16 protein-coding genes and 1 riboswitch are annotated in these 16,630 nt (G+C 66.2%); of the genes, 12 read left to right on the top strand and 4 right to left on the bottom strand.

Annotation, left to right across the window (positions count from 1 at the left end; all coding sequences use genetic code 11):
- Window positions 1-60 precede the first annotated feature (60 nt).
- Both K7G81_RS00665 and K7G81_RS00660 read right to left on the bottom strand, forming a co-directional pair.
- On the bottom strand, window positions 61-1,992 hold the full coding sequence (locus K7G81_RS00665; protein ID WP_223028822.1) for an acetyl/propionyl/methylcrotonyl-CoA carboxylase subunit alpha: 1,932 nt from the start codon (window positions 1,990-1,992) through the stop codon (window positions 61-63).
- A 154-nt stretch (window positions 1,993-2,146) separates the two neighbouring features.
- Window positions 2,147-2,662 (bottom strand): nuclear transport factor 2 family protein, encoded by a 516-nt coding sequence (locus K7G81_RS00660; RefSeq protein WP_223028821.1) that lies wholly within the window; start codon window positions 2,660-2,662, stop codon window positions 2,147-2,149.
- A gap of 215 nt (window positions 2,663-2,877) precedes the next feature.
- Between K7G81_RS00660 and rplU the strand changes: the two genes are divergently transcribed.
- The 4 genes from rplU to K7G81_RS00640 all read left to right on the top strand — a co-directional run bounded on the left by rplU (window position 2,878) and on the right by K7G81_RS00640 (window position 4,962).
- Window positions 2,878-3,255, top strand: coding sequence for a 50S ribosomal protein L21 (gene rplU / locus K7G81_RS00655; protein ID WP_223028820.1), 378 nt, complete (start codon window positions 2,878-2,880; stop codon window positions 3,253-3,255).
- 17 nt (window positions 3,256-3,272) lie between these two features.
- Window positions 3,273-3,542 carry a 50S ribosomal protein L27 gene (rpmA, locus tag K7G81_RS00650; RefSeq protein ID WP_223028819.1) on the top strand — a complete coding sequence of 90 codons (270 nt, stop codon included), beginning with the start codon at window positions 3,273-3,275 and terminating at the stop codon, window positions 3,540-3,542.
- Window positions 3,543-3,718: 176 nt separating this feature from the next.
- Complete coding sequence (locus tag K7G81_RS00645; RefSeq protein WP_255586458.1) at window positions 3,719-4,276, top strand: GNAT family N-acetyltransferase; 558 nt, start codon at window positions 3,719-3,721, stop codon at window positions 4,274-4,276.
- 92 nt (window positions 4,277-4,368) lie between these two features.
- Window positions 4,369-4,962: a TetR family transcriptional regulator gene (locus tag K7G81_RS00640; RefSeq protein WP_223028818.1), complete on the top strand. Its 594-nt coding sequence runs from the start codon at window positions 4,369-4,371 to the stop codon at window positions 4,960-4,962.
- 604 nt (window positions 4,963-5,566) lie between these two features.
- Here the strand turns inward: K7G81_RS00640 and K7G81_RS00635 are convergent.
- Window positions 5,567-6,094 (bottom strand): protein tyrosine phosphatase family protein, encoded by a 528-nt coding sequence (locus K7G81_RS00635; RefSeq protein ID WP_369411998.1) that lies wholly within the window; start codon window positions 6,092-6,094, stop codon window positions 5,567-5,569.
- Window positions 6,068-6,146, bottom strand: a riboswitch (ZMP/ZTP riboswitch). Its footprint overlaps the gene before it by 27 nt.
- 100 nt (window positions 6,147-6,246) lie before the next feature.
- Here K7G81_RS00635 and obgE point away from each other — a divergent pair.
- The 8 genes from obgE (at window position 6,247) to lptG (ending at window position 15,299) form a co-directional block, all read left to right on the top strand.
- Window positions 6,247-7,293 carry a GTPase ObgE gene (gene obgE, locus K7G81_RS00630; RefSeq protein WP_223028817.1) on the top strand — a complete coding sequence of 349 codons (1,047 nt, stop codon included), beginning with the start codon at window positions 6,247-6,249 and terminating at the stop codon, window positions 7,291-7,293.
- Between the two features lie 27 nt (window positions 7,294-7,320).
- Entirely contained in the window at window positions 7,321-8,451 is a 1,131-nt protein-coding gene (proB, locus tag K7G81_RS00625; protein ID WP_223028816.1) for a glutamate 5-kinase, read from the top strand.
- Window positions 8,448-9,353, top strand: a complete 906-nt coding sequence (locus tag K7G81_RS00620; protein WP_223028815.1) for an NAD-dependent epimerase/dehydratase family protein — start codon at window positions 8,448-8,450, stop codon at window positions 9,351-9,353. The genes proB and K7G81_RS00620 overlap by 4 nt, the downstream gene beginning before the upstream one ends.
- Before the next feature lie 67 nt (window positions 9,354-9,420).
- The gene (locus tag K7G81_RS00615; RefSeq protein WP_223028814.1) at window positions 9,421-9,663 is read left to right on the top strand and encodes an acyl carrier protein; all 243 of its coding nucleotides are present in this window, start codon (window positions 9,421-9,423) and stop codon (window positions 9,661-9,663) included.
- Between the two features lie 4 nt (window positions 9,664-9,667).
- Window positions 9,668-10,930, top strand: a complete 1,263-nt coding sequence (spt, locus tag K7G81_RS00610; protein ID WP_223028813.1) for a serine palmitoyltransferase — start codon at window positions 9,668-9,670, stop codon at window positions 10,928-10,930.
- Between the two features lie 108 nt (window positions 10,931-11,038).
- Window positions 11,039-12,925, top strand: a complete 1,887-nt coding sequence (locus K7G81_RS00605) for an ATP-binding protein (RefSeq protein ID WP_255586457.1) — start codon at window positions 11,039-11,041, stop codon at window positions 12,923-12,925.
- Window positions 12,926-13,008: 83 nt separating this feature from the next.
- The gene (locus K7G81_RS00600) at window positions 13,009-14,202 is read left to right on the top strand and encodes an LptF/LptG family permease (protein ID WP_223028811.1); all 1,194 of its coding nucleotides are present in this window, start codon (window positions 13,009-13,011) and stop codon (window positions 14,200-14,202) included.
- The gene (gene lptG, locus K7G81_RS00595; protein ID WP_223028810.1) at window positions 14,199-15,299 is read left to right on the top strand and encodes an LPS export ABC transporter permease LptG; all 1,101 of its coding nucleotides are present in this window, start codon (window positions 14,199-14,201) and stop codon (window positions 15,297-15,299) included. Before K7G81_RS00600 ends, lptG begins: the two co-directional genes overlap by 4 nt.
- Window positions 15,300-15,486: 187 nt before the next feature.
- On the opposite strand, the gene K7G81_RS00590 is transcribed toward lptG, so the two are convergent.
- Window positions 15,487-16,584, bottom strand: a complete 1,098-nt coding sequence (locus K7G81_RS00590; protein ID WP_223028809.1) for a fatty acid desaturase family protein — start codon at window positions 16,582-16,584, stop codon at window positions 15,487-15,489.
- Window positions 16,585-16,630 lie beyond the last annotated feature (46 nt).

Raw genomic sequence — 16,630 nt, 5'->3', positions numbered from 1 at the left:
CCTCCGTCGCGCCTTCGGCGCGCCACCTCCCCGTCCCGGGGAGGATTGATCGGCGCTCTGTCATTCGCTGTCCTTCTCGATCCGCGCCAGCAGCGCGCCTTCGCTGACCTGCGCGCCTTCGCTCGCGTCGAGTTCCGACACCACCCCGTCGAAGGGCGCGGTCAGCGTATGCTCCATCTTCATCGCCTCGATGGTGAGGAGCTTCTGCCCCTTGGCGACGCTCTCCCCCGCGCCCACCGCCACCGCGATCACCCGCCCCGGCATCGGCGACAGGATCGCGCCATCGGCGGCAGCGCCGACGGTCGCGCCAGAAAATCGGGGCAGAGCGGCCAAGAAGGATAGGCCGTCGTCGTTGACGGCAACGCCACTGGCGACTGGCTCGCCAACGATCGGCTTGCTCGCCCAATCGTCAGGCAATTCGGTTTCATAGACCTGTCCCTCGACAGCGACGGACACTTTACGATTGGGTTCACGATTCAATCTGAAGCCCAATGCCCCTCGCCACGGATTGGGCTGAGGTTGCGAGAGAAGATCGTCGTCCCAGAACGACAACGTAGTCGGCGCGCCGTAATATTCCTGTACGAGCACGGCCGCGGCCGCTTGCTTAACCATATCTTCGCTCGGCTCGCTCGGTGGTAGGAGCGCATCACCCTTGGCGGCGATAAATCCCGTGTCGATCCGACCTGCGCGAAAATCCTCATCATCGAGCGCACGCCAAAGGAACGGAGCATTGGTCTTGACGGGGAAAATGTCAGTCGAGCAGCAAGCGCCTGCCAAAGCTTCGCAAGCTGCTTCGCGATCATCGGCGTGAACGACGATCTTTGCGATCATGGGGTCATAGAAACCCGTGATTTCCGCGCCCTCGTAAACGCCTGTTTCCAGCCGCACGTCGCGATGCTCGCGAAAGATTTCGAGCCGGCCGACGCTCGGCAAAAATCCCTTTACCGGATCCTCGGCATAGAGCCGCGCTTCCATCGCCCAGCCGTTGATCGACAGTTCATCCTGCCGCTTCGGCAGCGGTTCGCCGCTAGCCACGCGCAGCTGCCACTCGACCAGATCCTGCCCGGTGATCTCCTCGGTCACCGGATGCTCGACCTGCAGCCGCGTGTTCATTTCCATGAACCAGATGCGGTCCGCCCGCAGCCCTTCGCTGGCGTCGGCGATGAATTCGATCGTGCCGGCGCCTTCGTAGTCGACCGCCTTCGCGGCGCGGACGGCAGCGGCGCACACCGCTTCGCGCGTGGCCGCGTCCATGCCGGGCGCGGGGGCTTCCTCGATCACCTTCTGGTGGCGGCGCTGGAGCGAGCAGTCGCGTTCGAACAAGTGGACGACGTTGCCATGGGCATCGCCGAACACCTGCACCTCGATATGGCGCGGCGAGAGGATGTATTTCTCGATCAGGACGCGGTCGTCGCCGAACGCGCTTGCCGCCTCGCGCTGGCACGAGGCGAGCGCGTCGAGGAAATCGTCCGACGCCTCGACGCGCCGCATCCCCTTGCCGCCGCCGCCGGCGACCGCCTTGATGAGCACCGGATAGCCGATCGCGTCGGCCTCCGCCTTCAGATGATCGGGGTCCTGGTTCTCGCCGAGATAGCCGGGCGTGGTCGGCACGCCGGCGTCCTGCATCAGTTTCTTCGCAGCGTCCTTCAGCCCCATCGCGCGGATGCTGGCGGGCTTGGGGCCGACCCAGATCAGCCCGGCGTCGATCACGGCTTGGGCGAAATCGGCGTTCTCGGACAGGAAGCCATAGCCCGGATGGATCGCCTCCGCGCCGGTCTGCTTGGCAGCGGCAATGATCTTCTCACCGACGAGATAGCTTTCGCGCGCCGGCGACGGACCGATATGCACCGCCTCGTCGGCCTGGCGGACGTGCAGCGCCTTCGCGTCCGCGTCCGAATAGACCGCCACCGTGCGGATTCCCATCCGGCGCGCGGTGCGAATCACCCGGCAGGCGATCTCCCCGCGATTCGCGATGAGGAGCGATTTCAACATGCCGACAACCGCGCGAAGTTGACCAAATTGTCTCGATCCGCGGCATTTCGCCGAGCGGCGCGGACTGACAATGTCGATGAGCGCGAAATCAGGCGGTTGGCTGGCAAGACGGGCATGGGCATCGGGCTAGCAAATCGGTGTCGTGTAGGAAAATTCATTCCGCCGCACACCCCGTCGTCCGCTGCGACCAGGTGATGTTGACGATCTTCCAGCCGTCCGCTTGCTTGACCAGATCGAAATGGTCGGTGCCGCAATGGTGCGGCTTGCCGTTCAGATAAAAGACGTAAGGGCTCCAGACGAGCGCGACATGGCCGTCGCTTTCGATCGCGGGATCGCTGAGGCGCTCCTGATAGCTGTCGTCGCCGGGCTTGATGCCGGCAAGAAATTGCGGCCAGGCGAGATGCTCGGTTTTCGTGGTGCCGTCGGCATTCTCTATCACGACGGTCGCGCCGCCATCGGCGGCAAGCTGCGCCTGAATCGCGCTCGCATCGTGCGCGGCGATGCCGGCGAGCGCGGCGTTGACCGGCGCCATCACGGCATCGACATCGGCGGGCGCATAGGGAATCGGGTTGGCTGGCGGCAGCTTGTCCGAGATCTTGGGCGGCGGGCCGTCCTGCGCCAGCGCGGGCGCGCCGAGCAGCATCGCGCCGGCAAGAATTGCCTTGATCATCGTGGCTCTCTCCTGAAATCGTTTCGTGGGAGACCATATCAGGGGCGCGGGGAGCGGCAACGGGTTTGTCGCTTTCGTTACCCCGGCGCGTTTATCGAGTTGGCCGCCAATGCCCAACGGATGTTGACAGAATCGCACCGCTCGCTTAGGCGGACCGTCTTTCCCGGCGAAGCGAGCTTCGCGCGGGCACATGCATTTGGAAAGTGATGAGGGCCATGTTCGCAGTCGTGCGCACGGGCGGCAAGCAGTATCGCGTTGCCGCAGGAGACAAGATCGTCGTCGAGAAGATCGGCGGCGAAGCCGGTGACCAGGTCACGCTCGACGACGTTCTGCTCGCCGGCGAGGGCTCGGAGCTGAAGGCGGTCAAGGGCCTCACCGTCGGCGCCGAGATCGTCGCGCAGGCGAAGGGCGAAAAGGTCATCGTCTTCAAGAAGCGCCGCCGCCACAATTATCGCCGTCGCAACGGCCATCGCCAGCAGCACACGATCCTGAAGATCCTGAGCGTCGGCGAAGAGAAGAAGAAGGCAGCGCCGAAAAAGGCCGCCGCCAAGACCAACGACGCTGACGGCGCCCCTGCGGCCGCCGAAGCCTGAGCTAAGGAGTTTAGACAATGGCACATAAGAAGGCAGGCGGTTCGTCGCGCAACGGTCGTGATTCGGCCGGTCGTCGTCTTGGCGTGAAGAAGTTCGGTGGCGAAGTCGCCATTCCGGGCAACATCCTCGTGCGTCAGCGCGGCACCAAATTCTATCCCGGCACCAACGTCGGCATCGGCAAGGATCACACCCTCTTCGCGCTCGTCGAGGGCCGCGTGCGATTCCACGAGGGCAAGCTCGGCCGCAAATTCTGCTCGGTAGAGCAAATTATGGCCGCAGCCGAATAACATCGGGCAATCATCCGGATTGCCCACCAGGGCGATCCGGGGTTCCGATGCAGGAACCAGCCAAAAAGGGAGACCGGGCCGCCCGGGCTCCCTTTTTTCATGCTCCCTCCACCGAGTTGTCTCACGCGCGTCACGGTGATGCGTCATGGGCGCGCTCGACGGCGAGAGGAGAGTGTATGATGTTCGCCCGTACCAAGAGACTGACGCTGCGGCCCGGCTGGCCCGAGGATGCGCGGGCTCTATCCGAAGCGATCGGCCACGAGGCGGTCGCCACCAAGCTGGCCCGCGTGCCCTGGCCCTATGCGCTGGGCGACGCCGAGGCGTTCCTGGCAAGCCAGCGCGGCAGCGCCGACCCGCGGTTCATGATCCTGCTGCACGATGGCGCCGAGACCCGGCTGATCGGCGGCATCGGCATCCATGACGAGGCCGACGGCACGCGGCAGCTCGGCTATTGGCTGACGCCCGACGCCTGGGGCCGCGGCTATGCCACCGAGGCGGGACGCGCGGTGATCGAGATGGCGCGCCACGCGCTCGGCTACAAGCAACTGCACGCCTGGCATTTCGCCGACAACCCGGCCTCGGGGCGCGTGCTGACCAAGCTCGGCTTCCGGCGCACGGGGCGGGTCGAGCCGCGGCGCTCGCTGGCGCGCGGCGGCACCGCGCCCGGCATCGCCTACGCGCTCGATTTCGACGGCGAGCAATCGACCGACGATCCGGTGCGCATGGCGGCGTGAGGCGAGCGTAGCATCCACTCGCCCCGAGCCTGTCGAAAGGTGAACCGGGCGAGCGCCTTGATCTCGGCGACAAATCCGCCGAGAGACGGGGGATGGTCACTGCTGTCCTCGCCTCCCGCCGTCGGATGAGCCCGGAAGAATCGCGCGACGCGGCTTTGGAGGCGGCGCGCGCGCTGCTGATCGAGGCGGGGCCGCAGGCGGTGACGCTGAAGGCGGTCGCGTCGCGGATCGGGCGGACGCATGCCAATCTGCTCCACCATTTCGGCTCGGCCGAAGGATTGCAGAAGGCGTTGATCGGGCGGATGGCCGGGCACATCACCGGCACGATCCGCGAGGCGGTGCTGCGCGCGCGCGCCGGCGACGACGGCCCCGACGAGGTGGTCAATTTGACCTTCGATGCGTTCGACACCGGCGGCGCCGGCGCGCTGGCGAGCTGGATGATCCTGTCCGGCAACGAAAACGCGCTCGATCCGATCCTGACCGCGATTCACGATCTGGTCGACGAGCTGGCCGAGGGTCATCCCGGCAACGAACGCCCGATCCACGAGGAAACGCTGCAACTGGTGCTGATGGCGCTGGGCGACGCGCTGCTCGGCGCCCCGATGGCTCGCGCGCTCGGCCTGCCCCGCGAGAAGGCGCGGGAATTGGCCAAGGAGATGCTGCTGGCGGGGCGCAGCAAGGACTGACCGCTGATGTCGGTAATGGGTGGTTAGTTGCCGCCGATATCCTCTCCCCTTGCGGGAGTTCGAGGTCGGCCATGCCCCCGGCATGGCCTAAACAATGCGGGGCATTGTTTACCTCGAACTGATACGGAGCCTTGGCAGCTTGCTGCCTAGGCGCAGTTGGTGAGGGGGATGCGCGGCTATGCCGCGCGCGAGGCGAAGCCTCGCATCCCCCTCACTAAGCTCTGCTAGGCGGCAGAGCCGCCAAGCGCCTCTATTCTCTCCCGCAAGGGGAGAGAAATGTCTGCCATTGGGCGAAACCTGCCAAGGCTTCCAATGTTGGAAAATTTCAGAGACATTGTTGCGCCCGCTTGGGCGTCCGCTCTTTGATAGATGTATAACCTCGATCGCAACCCTGTCGCGTCGCCGTCGCGCCTTGGGCCGCAGCCGGCGCTAGGGTGTCGCACTACCGTCGCGTGGGTGCAGCGAACACGTCGCTTCGCCGGCGCGTTCCCGGTGCAACTGCCGCAAAAACCCCGCCAGGCTCTCCACTTTCTCCACTTCACGCCGGCAGTTGGACGAAAATGTTGCGCCAGATAGCGCCCGTCCCCGGCCATCGCGGATGCCGTTATGGGGCAACTCGCCCCGGTCGCCCCGGCCGATGTTGCAGATGAACCGAGGCACCATCGCCGATGAATGCCGCCCAGACGCCGCCCGGCCGCCAGATCAACTCCATCGCAGCCCGCGCCTGCCCTTCGTCCACGCCGAGCACATCGCGCCGGTAGCGATAGACGAACGCGGAAACACGGGCGTTGACGATGCAATGGACGTGCACCGTCGCCCCGCCGACGGCTTCCATGGCGTCGCAGAATTTCTCGAAATCGGCCTCGTTCGGCGCATCGAACTCGACGGGAATATGGACATAGGAAATGCCCAGGGCCGTCAGGCTGGCCGCCTCGTCCTCCAAGGCTCGCTCATGCGTGTGCAAGGCAAGATTGATGACGTGCGTGACTCCGAGCGATCGAAGCGCGGCAAGTTGTTCTTCGCTTGGCTGGCCGGAAGTGGTGAGCCGGTCGTCGATACGAAGCCAGTTCGGAATATCGATTGGATCAGACATGGGATCATCCTTGAGGGATGCCCAGGCGAGCGGCGGCACATCCGCGCTCCCCGGTGGTGCTCCACCCAAGTCGCCAGTTACGCGGACAAAGCCTATCTTAATTGCGGGCGCACGCATTCGCAACCGGGACTCCACCGTCACCTGCGCTGCCAAGGGTAGCCATTCGCCGCAGGTTCGCTATCTAGCGCCCCATGCATTTCCTCGATCAGGCCAAGATCTTCGTGCGCTCCGGCGCGGGCGGCCCCGGTGCGGTGAGCTTCCGGCATGAGAAGTTCATCGAATATGGCGGACCCGATGGCGGCAATGGCGGCAAGGGCGGCGACATCGTGTTCGAGGCGGTCCACGGCCTCAACACGCTGATCGACTTTCGCTACACCCAGCATTTCCGGGCGCCCCGCGGCAAGGGCGGTGCCGGCAGCAACCGCACCGGCGCGGGCGGCGAGGATCTGGTCATCAAGGTGCCGGTCGGCACCCAGGTGCTCAGCGAGGACAAGGAGCATGTGCTGCTAGACTTCACCCGCGAGGGCCAGCGCGAGGTGTTCCTGAAGGGCGGTGACGGCGGGCGTGGCAATTTGAGCTACAAGAGCTCGACCAACCGCGCCCCGCGCCAGCACGGCACCGGCTGGCCCGCCGAGGAGGCATGGGTGTGGCTGCGCTTGAAGCTGCTCGCCGATGCCGGGCTGGTCGGGCTGCCCAATGCCGGCAAATCGACCTTCATCAACGCCGTCACCAACGCCAAGGCGAAGGTCGGCGATTATCCGTTCACCACGGTGCGGCCGCAGCTCGGCGTCGTCAGCCACAAGGGCACGGAGTTCGTGCTCGCCGACATTCCCGGGCTGATCGAGGGCGCGGCGGAGGGCGCCGGGATCGGCGATCGTTTCCTCGGCCATATCGAGCGCTGCCGCGTGCTGCTCCACCTCGTCGCCGCCGATGGCGATGATCCGGTCGAGGCCTATCGCATCGTCCGCGACGAACTGGCACAATATGGCGCCGGCCTCGACGACAAGCCGCAAGTCGTCGCGCTGAGCAAGACCGATCTGCTCGACGACGAGCTGATCGAGCTGATGTCCACCGAGATCGGCAAGGTCTCCGGCGCCGAGGTGATGCCGCTGTCGGCGGCGTCCGGCGCGGGCATCGAGGCGGTGCTCGACCGGCTGATCACCGCGATCGGCCCCGATCACGCCACCGTCCCCGCCGACGACGAAGGCGAAGACGAAATTGAATGGTCGCCGGTCTGACGGCGACGCAACGGACAGGAGATTTCCTTGACCGATGAAGCAAACCGCTTCTCCCCACCCGCCTGCCGCCGGCTGATCGTCAAGGTCGGCTCGGCGCTGCTCGTCAGCCCCGACGGCGAGGTCCATTCCGAATGGGTCGAGACGCTGGTCGCCGATATCGCCGGGCGCGCGCAGGCCGGGCAACAGGTAGCGATCGTGTCCTCCGGCGCGATCGCGCTCGGCGCGCGGCGGCTGGGCCTGCCCGGCGGCGGGCGCAACAGCCTGGAGGATGCGCAGGCATCCGCAGCGACCGGGCAGATCGCGCTGGCGCATATGTGGGCCGATCTGCTCTCGCAGCGCGGGATGACGGCGGCGCAGGTGCTGGTGACGCTCGACGATCTCGAGGATCGGCGGCGCTATCTCAACGCCTCGGCGACGCTGAGCCGGCTGCTCGGCCTGGGCGTGATCCCGATCATCAACGAGAACGACACGGTTGCCACCGAACGCATTCGCTTCGGCGACAACGACCGGCTGGCCGCGCGCGTCGGCCAGGCGGCGGATGCCGACGGCGTGATCCTGCTGTCGGACATCGATGGCTTGTACGATTCGAACCCGCAGTCGAACCCGGATGCGACGCTGATCCCGGTGGTGCCCAACATTACCTGGGAGATCGAATCGATGGCCGACACCAAATCGTCGTCGGGCATGGGCTCGGGCGGGATGGTGTCCAAGATCGAGGCGGCCAAGATCGCGACGATGGCGGGGATGGACCTGGCGATCATCTCCGGCCACGGGCCGCACGCGCTGGCGCGCTTCACCCATACCGGGCACGGCACCGTGTTCCTGGGCGAGGGCAGCCCGAGCGCGCGCGAGGCGTGGATCGCGGGCGGGCTCACCTCGGGCGGCACGATCCGGGTCGACGAAGGCGCGGCGAAGGCGCTCAAATCCGGCAACAGCCTGCTGGCGGCGGGCGTGACCAGCGTCGAGGGCAATTTCCACCGCGGCGACATCGTCGATATCGTCGGCCCCGACGGGCGCCGCATCGCGCGCGGATTGTGCGAATATGATTCGTCGGCGGCGCGGCTGATCATCGGCCGGCGCAGCGAGGAGCTCGCCTCGATTCTCGGCCACGCCCCGCGATCGGCGCTGGTGCATCGCAACCACATGGCGCGGGTGTGAGCATACTCGCCGTCACCGGCGGCACCGGGTTCGTCGGCGGCACGCTGATCAACCTCGCGCGGGCGGCGGGGCATCAGGTGCGGGCGCTGACGCGGCGGCCGCAGCCCGACCATGCCGGCGTAACCTGGGTGGCGGGCGCGCTCGACGACCAGGCGGCGCTTGCCGAGCTCGTCACCGGGGCGGACGCGGTGATCCATGTCGCCGGCGTGGTCAATGCGCCCGATCGCGCGGGCTTCGTCGCAGGCAATATCAACGGCACCGACGCGATCGTCGACGCCGCCGAAGCGGCCGGCGTGCGCCGGTTCGTGCATGTCTCGTCGCTGGCGGCGCGCGAGCCGCAGCTTTCGGTCTATGGCTGGTCCAAGGCCGAAGCCGAACGTATCGTTACCGAATCGAGCCTCGACTGGGCGATGGTGCGCCCGCCGGCGATCTACGGGCCGGGCGACATGGAAATGCGCGAGCTGTTTCGGCTCGCCAGGCTGGGGCTGGCCTTCACCCCGCCCGCCGGGCGGCTGTCGGTGATCGAGGTAAGCGATCTCGGCCGGCTGTTGCTTGCGCTGACACAGGCCGAAACCAACCAGCGATTGATCGAGGCCGATGACGGGCGGGTCAACGGATGGAGCCATGCCGAATTCGCGCGCGCGGTGGGCGGTGCGCTCGGCAAATCGGTGCGGCCGATCGCCCTCCCCCGCCCGCTGCTGTCGCTGGCGGCGCGCGGCGACCGGCTGGTGCGCGGCAAGCGGGCCAAGCTGACGGCGGACCGGGTCGCCTATTTCTGTCATCCCGACTGGGTGGTCGATGCCGACAAACGACCCGACGCGGCTTTGTGGCAGCCGCAAGTACCGACGGCCGAAGGCCTCGCCGCGACGGCGGCGTGGTATCGCGCCCATTCCTTGCTATAGGCCGGACGAAATGCCGCCGCATTTGCCCGGCAGAGGCGGCAGCCGAACCAATGACGAAAGCAGTGAGATGAGCGACCGCCAGCAAACCTTCGACAAAGTTGCCGAGCTGATCGAGCCCTTCAACAAGAAGGGCGTGTCGCTGAGCGAGTCGACCACCTTCCAGGGCGACCTCGAGTGGGACAGCCTGACGGTGATGGATTTCGTCGCCGCGATCGAGGACGAGTTCGATATCCTCATCACGATGAACATGCAGGCCGAGATCGAGACCGTCGGCCAGCTGGTCGACGCCGTAGAGAAGCTGAAGGCCTGACACTATGACTGAAGCCGTGCAAGCCGCCCAGTCGCTCCCAGCCGACGCCGCGCCGCTCGCGCCCGAGCGCGACCTGATGAGCAAGTTCGACGGCTTGATCGCCGAACGGCAGGCGCTGCTCGATTCAGGTGTTACCGATCCGTTCGCGATCGTCATGGAGCAGGTGAAATCGCCCACCGAGGCGGTGATCAAGGGCAAGGACACGATCCTGCTCGGCACCTACAATTACATGGGCATGACGTTCGATCCCGACGTGATCCAGGCCGGCAAGGACGCGCTCGACCAGTTCGGATCGGGCACCAACGGCAGCCGGATGCTCAACGGCACCTTCCGCGACCATATGGGCTGCGAACAGGCGCTGCGTGACTTTTACGGCATGTCCGGCGCGATCGTGTTCTCGACCGGATACATGGCCAATCTCGGCATGATCTCGACACTCGCCGGCAAGGGCGATTATGTCATCCTCGACGCCGACAGCCATGCTTCGATCTACGATGGCTGCAAGCAAGGCTATGCCGAGATCGTCCGCTTCCGCCATAACGACGTGACCGATCTCGACAAGCGGCTCGGGCGGCTACCCGCCGAGGCGGGCAAGCTGGTCGTGCTCGAAGGCGTCTATTCGATGCTGGGCGATATCGCACCGTTGAAGGAAATGGTCGCCGTTGCGAAGAAGCACAACGCGATGGTGCTGGTCGACGAGGCGCATTCGATGGGCTTTTTCGGCCCCAATGGCCGCGGCGTCTACGAAGAACAGGGGCTTGAGGGCGAGGTCGATTTCGTGGTCGGCACCTTTTCCAAGTCGGTCGGGACGGTCGGCGGCTTCTGCGTGTCGAACCACCCCAAGTTCGAGGCAATCCGCCTCGCCTGCCGCCCCTATATCTTTACCGCCAGCCTGCCGCCGAGCGTCGTGGCCACCGCCGAAACCTCGATCCGCAAGCTGATGCATGCCCATAACAAGCGCGCGCATCTATGGGAAAATGCCCGCACTTTGCACGGCGGCCTGAAGGACATGGGCTTCAGGCTCGGCACCGAGACGCCCGACAGCGCGATCGTCGCGGTGATCCTCGACGACCAGGAACAGGCGGTGGCGATGTGGCAGGCGCTGCTCGACGGCGGGCTGTACGTCAACATGGCGCGCCCGCCCGCGACGCCGGCCGGCACCTACCTGCTGCGCTGCTCGCTGTGCGCCGAGCACAGCGCCGCGCAGATCGAGACGGTGCTGGGGATGTTCCGCGCCGCGGGCCAAGCCGTGGGCGTATTGGGCTAAATAGAAGGTTCGGCTTTTCGGATTGCCGAGCCTGGGGTAGAGTCGCACGGCATGAATGCGGGCGATCACGAGGCGGGCCGAAGCCCGATCGCGCACTGGCGAACCATCATGCTGGTGGTTACGGCGGTGCTCGGCATCGCCGTGCTCGTGGCGCTGGTGCTGACGCTCAAATCCGCCGATCGGCAGCGCGATCGTGCGCTCGACCTGCAATCGAAGAGCTACGAGGTGATGATCCTCGCCAGCAATCTTTCCGGCATGATCGCCGATGCCGAGGCATCGCTCGGCCGCTTCGTCATCAGCGGCGACAAGCAGCTTGGCCAGCAATATTCGGATCAATGGTCACGCGCCGGCGGGCTGCTCGACCAGCTCGACCGCGCGACCTCGGACCGGCCGAGCCAGCAACGCCGGATCGACGCGCTGCGCGCCGCCTATCAGAAGCGCGGCAAGGAATTGTCGCTGACCGCGCTGAGCACGCTCTATCACAAGAACGACCAGGCGCTGTCGCGCTATTACCAGGCGCGCAAGGCCCAGTCGCTCGACGATATCAACCGGCTGCTCAAGCAGATCACCGCCGACGAGCGCGCGCTGCTGGCCAGCCGCAACGCCACCGTCTCGCATACCATTGCCCATGCCAATCGCGTGGTCGGCATCCTGATCGGCTTCGGCATCGTGCTGGTGATGGGCGCGATGGTGCTCGGCTGGATGGCGGTGCAGGCGCTTGCCGAACGCGCCTCGGCGCGCGCCGAGGCCGATGTCGAACGCGCCCGCGTCGGGGGGCTGCAGGCGGCCGTCGACGCCGCAACGGCCGAACTGCAGGAGAAGGAAGCCCGGCTGCGGCAAGTGCAGAAGATGGAAGCCGTGGGCCAGCTTACCGGTGGCATCGCGCATGACTTCAACAATATGCTGGCGGTTGTGCTGGGCGGGCTTGAACTTGCGAAGCGCAATCTGGATGGCGACCCGGCACAGGTCCGTCGGCATCTCGACAACGCCGCCGAAGGGGCCGATCGCGCCGCGGCGCTGACCAAGCGGCTGCTCGCTTTTTCGCGCGCGGAGCCGTTGCTGCCCGAGGCGATCGAGGCGCGCACGCTGATCGCGGGCATGTCCAACCTGCTCGATCGCACGCTGGGCGATGCGATCACCGTCGCGACCAGCGACGACGGTTGCGGCTGGTCGATCTGGGCCGATCGCCACCAGCTCGAGAACGCGCTGCTCAACCTCGCCGTCAACGCGCGCGATGCGATGGACGGCCGCGGCCGTCTGACGATCGCGACCGGCGGCACCGCGCTGGAGGAAGGCGCAGTCGGGCGCTGCCCGGCCGGCGATTACGTGACGATCGCCGTCACCGACACCGGCTGCGGCATGGCGCCCGAGGTTCGCGAGCGGGTGTTCGAGCCGTTCTTCACCACCAAGCCGGTCGGCAAGGGCACCGGGCTGGGCCTCAGCCAGATCTTCGCTTTCGTCCGCCAGAGCGAAGGCGAGATCACGATCGACTCGACGCCAGGACTGGGTACCACGGTGACATTGTACCTGCCGCGACGACTCTCCGATGCCGATGCGCGGCACGCGGCGGTGGAAACAGCGGCCGACAAGGCGGCGGCGCCTTCCGGGCTCGATATCCTGGTCGTCGAGGACGATCCGCGCGTGCTCGCCGCGACGATCGGCGCGCTCGAGGAACTCGGCCACCATCCGATCGGCTGCGGCGATCCGCTGCTGGCCGACGACCTGCTCCGCGCGCATGAGACGATCGATCTCGTCATTTCCGACGTGTTGATGCCCGGCCTGACCGGCCCGGAGATGGTCGCCGCGCTGACCCCGGTCTATCCGCATCTCGCGATCCTGTTCGTCACCGGCTATGCCGGCGAGGCGGCAGGCGACGCGCTGGTCGATCACCTCGTGCTGCGCAAGCCGTTCACCATCGCCGCGCTGGAACGCGCGATCGCCGAGGCGATGGCGAGCGAACGCCCGTCGCCACCACACCGCATCGCCGCCGAATGAGGGGCTGACGGCGCGGCAATGCGCCGATATAGCCGGGCGAGTCCGGCATCCGCGCCGCCAGCCGAAGGTTTCCGCCAGCGCCCATGAAATCGATCGATCGCTACATGGCCCGGCTGATCGCGGTGCCGCTGCTCTCGACGCTGACGATCGCCGCGATGCTGCTGGTGCTCGATCGCATCCAGAAGCTGTTCGCGTTCGTCGCCGACGAAGGCGGCCCGATCAGCGTGATCTGGCGGATGCTCGCCAACCTGCTGCCCGAATATCTCGGGCTCGGCGTGCCGATTGGCTTGCTGCTCGGGGTGCTGCTCACCTTCCGCAAGCTGGCGACCACCTCCGAACTCGACGTGATGCGCGGCGTGGGCATGAGCTACGGCCGGCTGCTCAGGGTGCCGTTCTTCTATGCGATCGTGCTGGCGATCGTGAACCTCGGCGTGGTCGGCTTCATCCAGCCCAAGGCGCGCTACAATTACGAGGGGCTGCGCTTCGAGCTGAGGACCGGCGCGCTGGGCGCCTCGATCAAGATCGGCGAATTCACCAATTTCGGCAGCAAGATGACGCTGCGCATCGAGAAGAGCGAGGACAAGGGGCGCCGGCTGACCGGCATCTTCCTGCACCGCAAGAGCGATGACGGCGGCTGGCTGGCGGTGACGGCCGAAACCGGGCAGTTCCTCGCCACCGACGATCCGGACACGATCATCTTCCGGCTGACCAACGGGACGCTGATCGACAGCGAGCCCAATTTCAAGGTGCCGCGCGTGCTGACGTTCAGTGTCCATGATTTGCCGATCCCGCTGCCCAAATACGAGAATTTCCGCCAGCGCGGCGGCCGCAATCTGGAGCTGACACTGCCCGAGCTCGCTTTCTACGGCCACGACCAGAAAGTGACGCCCGACGTGCGCGCATCGAGCCGCGCCGAATTCCATTTCCGCGTCGTCGAGGTGGCCATCATGTTCCTGTTGCCGATGATGGGGCTCGCGCTCGGCGTGCCGCCCAAGCGATCGACCTCGGCGCTCGGCGTGTTCCTGGGGATCGTGATGATCGTCGCCTATCACAAGGTCAATCAATATGCCGCCGATGTCGCCGCGCTCGGCAAGATCAATCCGATCATCGGGCTGTGGGGGCCGTTCGCTGCGTTCGCGGGGCTAATCCTGTGGATGTATTACACGATCGCTTATGTGCCCGGCGGGCAGCCGATCGGCGCGCTTGAGCGCTGGTTCGCCAAGCTGGGTAAGGCGATTGGCAGGATCATGCCGTTCCGGCGGAGGAAGGCGGCATGACGCTCGCCAGTTTCTTTCCGTCGCGCACGGTATCGATCTACATGGCGCGGATGTTCCTGGTGCGCACGTTCGTGATCGTCGCCGGGCTGGTGCTGATCCTGCAAACGCTCGACCTGCTCAGCACCTCGGGCGACATCCTCGCCTATCATGGCAACGGGCAGGAGCAGGTGTGGCATTATGTCGGCCTGCGCGCGCCGCAGATCATCGCCTTCGTGCTGCCCTTCTCGGTGCTGCTCGGCACGATCATCACGCTGGCGACGATGAACCAGAACAGCGAGATCATCGCGCTCAAGGCATCGGGCCTGTCCGCGCATCAGGTGCTCGCGCCGCTGATCGTCTCGGCGCTGGTGGTGGCGGCCTTCTCCTTCGTGTTCAATGACCGCGTGGTCTCACGCGCGACCGCGACGCTCGATCAATGGCAGTCAGTCGATTACGGGCCGCTGCCGGTCGATCGCGGTGACCGGTCGAACGTCTGGGTGCGCGACGGCGACGACCTGATCCAGGTCACCCAGATCAGCGGCAAGGGCAATGCGGCGAAACTCGGCGGTATCAGCGTGTTTCAGCGCGACGGCGGCCGGCTGATCAGTATCGTTTCCGCACCGCGCGGGCAGCGCGACGGCGACGGCTGGCTGATCGGCCCGAAAGTAACGCTGTTCGACGTCGCCTCGGGCAAGCAACTGATCGAAGGGCCGACGGTGATCGGCCGCGGCGTGCGCCCCGACCAGTTCACGCTGGCGAGCGTCGATGCCGACGGGCTGTCGTTCGGGGCGCTCAAGTCCGCGATCAGCGACCTCAGCGCGGCGGGGCGGCCGACCACCGATCTCGAGGGATCGCTGTGGCACAAATTGTCGAGCCCGCTCTCGGCGGTGCTGATGCCGCTGTTGGGGGCGGTGGCGGCGTTCGGCATCGCGCGATCGGGCAAGCTGTTCGTCCGCGCGGTGATCGGCATGGCGCTGGGCTTCGCCTATTTCGTCGCCGATAATTTTGCGCTGGCGATGGGCAATCTCGGCGCCTATCCGCCGTTCCTCGCTGCCTGGGCGCCGTTCCTGCTGTTCTTCCTGATCGGTGAAGCGGTGCTGATCCGCACCGAGGAATAGGGCATCCCCCTCCCCTATGCTGACCGAGGTTCAGCGTTCAAAAAGCAACGCAATCCGAGCGTCCCATGCCAGCGACGCACCATGGACTGAACCAAATTCAGTGCGAGGAAGATGGGATAAGGGCGCGGAAGGCCGCCGCCCGTCGCCCTCTGATAAAATGAGGACAGAACGAGCCGCCGACGACGCCTTACCGACGCGCGATCATCGTCGATCGGCCGATCTTCACGACCAGCCCGAACATCCCGGCATAGCTCGCCTTGTGATAGGGCGATCCCGGCTCGAGCGCGGCGGTGATGCGGCGGTGCGCCTCGCCGAGCGCATGATACGGCACACCGGGCAGCAAATGATGCAGCGCGTGATAGCGCAAGCCGACCGGCGCCCATAACGCCGGCAGCGTCGCTGGCGGCGGGACATTGACGGTATCGAGATATTGCGCGGTGACGCTCATCGGCTCGCCCTCATTCTCCCAAAGGTGCGCGACCAGCGTGCGCAACTGGTTGATGACGGCAACGCCCGAGGCGACCACGAGGAAGATCACGAACCACCGGAGCGGCACGATGCCGGTCGCGACCAGCGCGATCAGCGCGATGCCCCACAGGCTGGCAGCGATCTCGATCCGGCGCCATTGCGCCTTGAACGCCCCTTCGGGCGGGCGGCGGCGGAACGCGGGATTGATCGACAGCGCCGAATAACGCTCGACCACCACGCGCCGCAGCGCCGGGATCAGCGCCGACAGCGGCGACAGGACGGCATAGCGGAACAATAGCGCCACCGGCGCCAGCGCCGAGACGAGGATGAACAGCGGCAGGCTCCACGGCTTCATCAGCGCGAGCGGCAGATATTCGGGATCCTCCGCGGTGCCGTAGCGCGTGCGGGCGTGATGAAGGTTGTGGACCCCTTCATACATGAAGGACGGAATCAACAGCGGCACGCCGACCAGCACATTCCAGCCGAGCCGGAAGCCGGGCAGCGCAGCGTGCTTCACATGCGTCAGCTCATGAATGAAGCTCATCGCGCGATAGAGGCCGAGCACGGCGACGACGCCGGCGACGATCGTCCAGCCCAGCGTCGGCGCCAGGAACGCCGCGGCCAGCGCGCCGTAACCGACCACGCACGAGGCAAGCAGATCGGCCCAATAGATCGTCGGGCTCGGCGTGTTGAGCTCGCGCGTCAGCTCTGCCGCGGTACGCAGCATCGCCTTGTCGTCGAGCATCCGATCGGGACGCGCAGGCGCATCCACACCGGGCGCTGCCGAAGCACGATCGAGACGAAGGGCTTTATCCATGGCGCGGTCCATTGCCTGCAGATAGTGGCTAATTGGTGGCATTTAC

The organism is Hephaestia mangrovi, assembly GCF_019880555.1.
Taxonomy (GTDB): domain Bacteria; phylum Pseudomonadota; class Alphaproteobacteria; order Sphingomonadales; family Sphingomonadaceae; genus Sphingomonas; species Sphingomonas mangrovi.
This window is presented reverse-complemented; position numbering and strand designations above follow the sequence as displayed.

Bases quoted from the DNA above. Each gene is read 5' to 3' on its own strand.
- K7G81_RS00665 (WP_223028822.1), bottom strand. From the start codon at position 1,992: ATGTTGAAATCGCTCCTCATCGCGAATCGCGGGGAGATCGCCTGCCGG.
- K7G81_RS00660 (WP_223028821.1), bottom strand. From the start codon at position 2,662: ATGATCAAGGCAATTCTTGCCGGCGCGATGCTGCTCGGCGCGCCCGCG.
- rplU (WP_223028820.1), top strand. From the start codon at position 2,878: ATGTTCGCAGTCGTGCGCACGGGCGGCAAGCAGTATCGCGTTGCCGCA.
- rpmA (WP_223028819.1), top strand. From the start codon at position 3,273: ATGGCACATAAGAAGGCAGGCGGTTCGTCGCGCAACGGTCGTGATTCG.
- K7G81_RS00645 (WP_255586458.1), top strand. From the start codon at position 3,719: ATGATGTTCGCCCGTACCAAGAGACTGACGCTGCGGCCCGGCTGGCCC.
- K7G81_RS00640 (WP_223028818.1), top strand. From the start codon at position 4,369: ATGGTCACTGCTGTCCTCGCCTCCCGCCGTCGGATGAGCCCGGAAGAA.
- obgE (WP_223028817.1), top strand. From the start codon at position 6,247: ATGCATTTCCTCGATCAGGCCAAGATCTTCGTGCGCTCCGGCGCGGGC.
- K7G81_RS00615 (WP_223028814.1), top strand. From the start codon at position 9,421: ATGAGCGACCGCCAGCAAACCTTCGACAAAGTTGCCGAGCTGATCGAG.
- spt (WP_223028813.1), top strand. From the start codon at position 9,668: ATGACTGAAGCCGTGCAAGCCGCCCAGTCGCTCCCAGCCGACGCCGCG.
- K7G81_RS00605 (WP_255586457.1), top strand. From the start codon at position 11,039: ATGCTGGTGGTTACGGCGGTGCTCGGCATCGCCGTGCTCGTGGCGCTG.
- K7G81_RS00600 (WP_223028811.1), top strand. From the start codon at position 13,009: ATGAAATCGATCGATCGCTACATGGCCCGGCTGATCGCGGTGCCGCTG.
- lptG (WP_223028810.1), top strand. From the start codon at position 14,199: ATGACGCTCGCCAGTTTCTTTCCGTCGCGCACGGTATCGATCTACATG.
- K7G81_RS00590 (WP_223028809.1), bottom strand. From the start codon at position 16,584: ATGGATAAAGCCCTTCGTCTCGATCGTGCTTCGGCAGCGCCCGGTGTG.